This is a genomic window from Alkanindiges hydrocarboniclasticus, from assembly GCF_001982605.1.
GTDB classification, from domain to species: Bacteria; Pseudomonadota; Gammaproteobacteria; order Pseudomonadales; family Moraxellaceae; genus Alkanindiges; species Alkanindiges hydrocarboniclasticus.
Map to the genome: position 1 here is coordinate 20776 of NZ_MLCN01000042.1, position 6338 is coordinate 27113.

The 6338-nt window shown below is 47.2% G+C and carries 6 protein-coding genes; 1 reads left to right on the forward strand and 5 read right to left on the reverse strand.

Annotation, left to right across the window (positions count from 1 at the left end):
* Window positions 1-47 precede the first annotated feature (47 nt).
* The 3 genes from BKE30_RS13715 to BKE30_RS13725 all read right to left on the reverse strand — a co-directional run bounded on the left by BKE30_RS13715 (window position 48) and on the right by BKE30_RS13725 (window position 2222).
* A complete protein-coding gene (locus tag BKE30_RS13715; RefSeq protein ID WP_083698591.1) occupies window positions 48-827 on the reverse strand; it encodes a TorF family putative porin in 780 nt (259 codons plus the stop codon).
* 323 nt (window positions 828-1150) lie between these two features.
* Window positions 1151-1678, reverse strand: a complete 528-nt coding sequence (gene ppa / locus BKE30_RS13720; RefSeq protein ID WP_076879144.1) for an inorganic diphosphatase — start codon at window positions 1676-1678, stop codon at window positions 1151-1153.
* 148 nt (window positions 1679-1826) lie between these two features.
* The gene (locus tag BKE30_RS13725; protein WP_076879145.1) at window positions 1827-2222 is read right to left on the reverse strand and encodes an MAPEG family protein; all 396 of its coding nucleotides are present in this window, start codon (window positions 2220-2222) and stop codon (window positions 1827-1829) included.
* Window positions 2223-2422: 200 nt separating this feature from the next.
* Here BKE30_RS13725 and BKE30_RS13730 point away from each other — a divergent pair, with 200 nt between their 5' ends.
* On the forward strand, window positions 2423-2842 hold the full coding sequence (locus tag BKE30_RS13730; RefSeq protein WP_143253757.1) for a hypothetical protein: 420 nt from the start codon (window positions 2423-2425) through the stop codon (window positions 2840-2842).
* Between the two features lie 90 nt (window positions 2843-2932).
* Here the strand turns inward: BKE30_RS13730 and BKE30_RS13735 are convergent, their stop codons facing one another.
* Window positions 2933-4606, reverse strand: a complete 1674-nt coding sequence (locus BKE30_RS13735; protein ID WP_076879147.1) for a long-chain-fatty-acid--CoA ligase — start codon at window positions 4604-4606, stop codon at window positions 2933-2935.
* Window positions 4607-4798: 192 nt separating this feature from the next.
* Window positions 4799-6338 (reverse strand): DNA gyrase subunit A (locus tag BKE30_RS13740; RefSeq protein ID WP_076879148.1); only part of this gene is annotated, 1540 nt, incomplete at its 5' end.

Here is a 6338-nt window from a genome sequence, read left to right on the forward strand (position 1 = left end):
GCTGATTATTCAGCTCCTTTTTATTGCAGTTTTAAAAACTTAATGGCTTAGAACGTATAGCTTGCGCCCAGTACCACTTTGTTTTTCTGTTTGCTTTCATCACGTGCATAACCGCCAATCAGATAATCCAGACTCATGGTTGCACCAGTTGCACCCAGTGGATGACTTAAACCCAGTGTGGCATGACGGAAAGCAAAGTCTGTGGTGGTCGGGCCAGTAAACTCATCATCATCACCATAGTAATAAGCGGCTAGCTGTGCCTTACCGGTAAAACCGCCGGGTAGTGCAGGTGCATACGTAGCCAGGAAATAAGTATCGCCCTTATTACCAAAGGTCACGTTGTTCAGCAGGGTTTGTGCGCTGATGCTGAATTCCTTGTAGTTCAGGCCCAGCATGGTTTCATAACCGGTAGATTCCCAGCCCGGATAGTAGTAATAAATCGTACCACCCACGGTATAACCCACATCTTCAGTCAGCTTGCCTTTAAAGCCACCGTAAAAGTCATTTTCAAAGGATTTAGTCGTACATTTAGTGCCTGCGCAGCCCGGTTGCAGTCCTGCATACGAATAACCCAGCGTTGAAAACCAGTAGCCTAAATAAAAGCCGCTGTCGTGGCTATAATCCAGACCACCCTGTACCGCAGCATTGTCATTTTCTGGACCCCATGGCGCGGTAGTAATACCACGCAGGTTATAGCTGGATACTACCGCCACATTACCAGTAACAGTTCCCGGAAATGGTAAAGGTGTTGTTTCTGCGGCAACTGCATTGCTTAAACCACTAACCACTACCACAGAAGCTACCAGAGTTTTTAAACCAAATTTCATTGTGCACGCTCCCCAAGAACGATCTATGTTTTAAAGTGACGACGCTGTCATATTTCCTTAATACAATTGGCGTGCCAACCTTTATTTTTTTAATTAACCGTATGAAATATAAATATTATTTTGATGATTCTAATTTTTTATAAGCAAAAATCTGGTTACAAGTTGGTCGATCATCTTGGTGCATTTTTAAAAACCAACCACGTTAATGCCTTAAAACAGGGCGTTTTTTAATCCATGTCCATTTGGTTTGAAAATATATGTCCATAAAAAAATCCGTCCCTGTTAGCACAACACAAGGACGGATTCTTAAGATTGTCTACTGCTTATTTTTTGGCAGCTTCAATCGCTTTTAACACTTCGGCCTTGGCTACGTCACTGCCTTCCCAGCCGCTGATTTTTACCCACTTGCCCGGTTCAAGGTCTTTGTAGTGGCTAAAGAAATGCTCAATCTGGTTAATCAGCAGTTCTGGCAGGTCAGTATATTCCTGCACGTTTTTATAAAGCGGGGTCAGCTTTTCATGCGGTACAGCAATCAGCTTGGCGTCAATGCCACCGTCATCTTCCATTTTCAGCTTGCCAACCGGACGGCAGCGAATCACTGAACCGGCCACCACGGGATAAGGGGTTACTACCAGCACATCCAGCGGGTCGCCATCTTCTGACAGGGTATTGGGCACATAGCCATAGTTGGCCGGATAAAACATGGGAGTACCCATAAAGCGGTCAACAAACAGGGCATCAGAATCCTTGTCAATTTCATACTTGATGGGATCATGATTGGCAGGGATTTCAATGATTACATAGATATCATTGGGTGCATCTTTACCTGGGGGAATATTGTTGTAGCTCATAGGATCACTCTACTGCAAAAAGGGTGGTTTAAAAACGTGGCACATTATAGCCTCAACTTGGCCTATCCGGCATCCATTGCAGCAAACATTGCAGCGGATCATGCTAAAAATGCAGCCTAAAGCAGGGCCTGACTGCCTTGGTATTGGCCTAAATTCGTGCGACCAGTAACAGCAACAGGACAGGACACGCCATCGACAACAACCACAGGATACTGCGTAATGTGGCCCAGTTGGCCAGATATGCACAGCCATACAATAGTCGTAGCACCAGATAAGCCATGCTCAGCTTAAAGGTAATATCCGTAGGAACAACCAGATATTCAGCCAGCAGCACACTGGTTAAAAATAAGGGCAGGCTTTCAAAGCTGTTTAGCTGCACGGCATTGGCCCGCGCGGCAAACCCGGTTGTCCTTGCCATAAATTCACGCGGCTGCTGGTTATCCTTGAGGGTAAACCCGCCACTTAGCTTGGCGATCCATGCAAATACATAAGGCAGCAAGCACGCTGCCAAAATCACATAAATGAGGGAATTGATTGAACTCATTGGCTTTTGTTAAAATTAAAAAAACAGCACAACCTTAGCATAAGAATTTCTATAATAATGTGATTTTTTATCCCGACAGGCTTATTTTTAAGTCTGTTTTTGCTGACTGGTTTTATGCAGTGATTTTACTAACTGGTTTTGCAACAGCTTTCCTAGCTGGTTTTATCCAATTTATTTTTCAATTATCCCCGAGCCATCATATGTCTGATCCTGCACAGCCTTCGTCATCCCCAGATTCTGGTTCAGTTATCCCGGATTCGCTTACTACAGCGCTAGCCCAGCAACAGCAGCATGAAAAACGCCTCAACAAAGTGACGGTGGTGGCGGCTGTTACTCTGGCATTGATTATTAGCGTGATCGCGGCCAACCAGAATGTGTATTCGTTATTGGCGACCTTTGTAGCGACCTGCCTGTTTTTGATTTTAGCCAGTGTCTATCAGCGTTCATTGTTGCTCTTACTAGCACTGGTACTGGTTTTTTGCCTGACTGATAACTTGCTGAGCCATAACTTGCAGCTTGATCAGGCACATCTTCTGCTGCAACTGGTCGCTTTGGGCAGTTTTACCGCATTGTTCCAATTAACGCGGCCTTATTTGCTTAAGCTTATGCAAAAATTTTAGTCTGCCTGTGTATGTTTCCAAGGCTTATAACAAAGATTAAAGCCATAAAAAAGCAGCCCATCAGGGCTGCTCTTTCAATGGGCTTAAGACTTACTTGCGCAGGTCTTTACGCAGGATTTTACCGACGTTGGATTTTGGCAATTCATCCATAAATTCAACGTATTTTGGCTGCTTGTAACCAGTCAGGTTTTGCTTGGTGTAAGCCAGTATTTCATCAACGGTCAGGCTTTGGTCTTTTTTCACAATAAACAGCTTGGGCACTTCACCACTTTTGGCATCTGTGACACCAATGGCCGCTGCTTCCAGCACTTTAGGATGCTTGGTCACAACTTCTTCGATTTCACTTGGATACACATTAAAGCCGGATACCAGAATCATGTCTTTTTTACGGTCTACAATTTTCACGTAGCCGTTTTCGTCCATGACCCCAATGTCGCCGGTACGGAAATAACCATCAGCAGTCATAACCTTGTCAGTTTCATCCGCACGCTGCCAGTAGCCTTTCATTACTTGTGGGCCGCGGATAGAAATTTCACCCTGCTCACCCAACGCTACATTCTTTCCATCATCGTCCAGAATGGTTACTTCAGTTGATGGCAATGGAATACCAATGGTTCCGGTGTATTTGGTAATGGATGGCGGGTTAGCCGTTGCTACCGGAGAAGTTTCAGACAAACCATAGCCTTCCACAATCGGACGGCCCGTAATTTGCTGCCAGGCTTCTGCTGTTGATGGCAATACGGCCATACCACCGCCCATGGCGACTTTCAATTTGCTGAAATCCAGTTTCTGGAAATCGGCATTGTTCACCAGTGCATTAAACAGGGTATTTACTGCCGGGAAGAAGGCTGGTGGATACTTGGCCAGCTCCTTAACCAGACCAGGAATGTCACGCGGGTTTGGTACCAGAATGTTGGTGGCCCCGGTGTACATGCCAAACATGGCACAGACCATGAATGCAAAAATGTGATACAGCGGCAAGGCACACAGAATGTTGTTCTGCTCAGCCGTGGTGCCTTCGTCAAAGGCGCTCTTGAAAATGGCTTCAACCTGCAACAGGTTAGCCACCAGATTGCTATGGGTCAGCTCGGCACCTTTGGAAACCCCGGTAGTACCGCCTGTGTATTGCAGTACTGCCGTGTCATTCAGGTTCATCACCGGACGCTTGTAGCGGCTGGCACTAAATTTGTTCAGGGCATCTTTAAACTGGACATGGCCCTTGATGTTCCACGCTGGAACCTGCTTGCGCACATGGCGTAGTACCATGTTGACAATAAAGCCTTTTACGGTGCCCAGCAAATCACCCACACCGGTAACAATGGTGTGTTTTACTGGTGTCTTGTTCTGGATTTCAGAGAAAATATGTGCAAAGTTTTCAACAATGATCAGGGCTTCTGAACCTGAATCCTTAAGCTGATGCTCAAGCTCACGCGCGGTATACAGCGGATTAACGTTTACCAGCACATAACCTGCACGCAGGATACCAATTGCTGCAATAGGATATTGCAGTACGTTAGGCATCATAACCGCTACACGTGCACCCTTGCTTAAATTCAGGGATTGCAGGTAAGCCGCAAACTTGCGACTGGCGTTATCCAGCTCGGAAAAGCTCATGGCTTTATCCATACAGATAAAGGCATCACGTGAACCAAATTTCTGAAAGTTTCGCTCAAACACGTCAACCATTGAGGTGTTATCTGCCGGCATAACGATTTGTTCTGGAATACCTGCCGTTTTGTACGTCTTGTACCAAATATGATCCATGTTGAAAAACGCTCCTGTATGCATCGGTTATCACTAGCTTAGGCTAAGATTATCATAAGATATTTAATTAGGGTTAAACCAAGTTCGCGCCAATTAGTCAAGCAATGTTTTGGTCACAAATTGTTGGCTTAAGCTCCTGTTAATATTTTCGTGTTTTAACAGATTAAAGGGACCTATGTTCCTTGAACCCACTCAAGACCAAATTGTACGCATGCCTGCAACTTTTTGGTAGCCTCGCGGCAGCAAATGACCACGCAAACCGCGCTTGCCGATATAGTGCGCCAAATCACTGCCTTTAAGGGTAAGGGTACGCGAACCTGCTTCAATGGCCAGACTGCTTTGCGCATTCAGTACTACCATGGTTTGAACCCGCTCACCTTTTTCCAGCGCAATCAGTTTATTGCCTTTGCCTTTGCTCATCACTGGCAAATCAGCCATTGCAAATATCAGCAGCCGTCCACTAGAAGACAAAACTGCCAGCTGGTCGGCCTGGGCCGGTACCTCAAGCAATGGCAACAGGTCGCTGTCATCGCCCAGATTTACAATAGCCTTGCCTGCCTTGGCATTGGTGTCCAGACTGGCAATGCTGCTGGCAAAACCATAACCCTGACTGCTGGCCAGAATAATGGACTGGCTTTCCTCGCCCATCACCATGTCCACAAAACGGCTACCCGCAGGTGGATTAAGCTTGGTGGTTAATGGCTCGCCCAGACTGCGCGCCGACGGCAAGGTACTGGCAGCCACTGCATAGCTGCGTCCGGTACTGTCCAGTAAAAATACCCGCTGGTTGGATTTGCCTGCACAATGGGTGAGATATTGGTCACCCGCACGGTAATTCAGGTTGGTTGCATCAATGTCACCCTTGGCTGCACGAATCCAGCCTGCCTGCGACAGCACCACGGTAATCGCTTCGGCAGGAATCAGGTCACTTTCCTTTAAGGCCGTAGCTTCTTCACGCTGCACGATGGGTGAGCGGCGATCATCGCCATGGGTTTTGGCATCGGCCTGTAGCTCGTCAATAATCAGTGACTTTAACGATTCAGGATTATTGAGCTGATCGCGTAATTTGTCCGCCTGCGCACTGAGCTCATCCTGCTCACGGCGGATTTCCATTTCCTCAAGACGTGCCAAATGACGCAGCTTGAGCTCCAGTATGGCTTCGGCCTGAATTTCATCAATACCAAAATGCTGCATCAGCACCGGCTTGGGCTTGTCTTCCTCACGGATAATTTTGATAACCGTATCAATATCCAGATAGGCAATCAGCAGACCAGCCAGAATGTGCAGGCGGCGTTCAATTTTATCCAGCTGGTATCGCAGGCGGCGCTTGACCGTGTCCTGCCGGATTGCCAGCCATTCCAGCAGGATTTCCCGAATGGATTTGACCTGCGGTCGGCCATCCTGCCCAATCATGTTCAGGTTGACCCGGTAACTGCTTTCCAGATCGGTGGTGGCAAACAAATGGCTCATCACCGCATCAGCATCGACCCGGTTGGAACGCAGCTCAATCACCAGACGGGTTGGATTTTCATGGTCGGATTCATCGCGCAAATCGGTGACCAATGGCAGTTTTTTGGCCTGCATCTGGTCAGCTATCTGGGTCAGGATCTTGTTACCGGACACCTGATACGGCAACGCAGTAATAATGATCTCACCTTTATCGATATGGTAGACCGCCCGCATGCGATAGCTGCCCCGGCCCGTGGTTTGGATCTTAAGCAACTCATCCGGG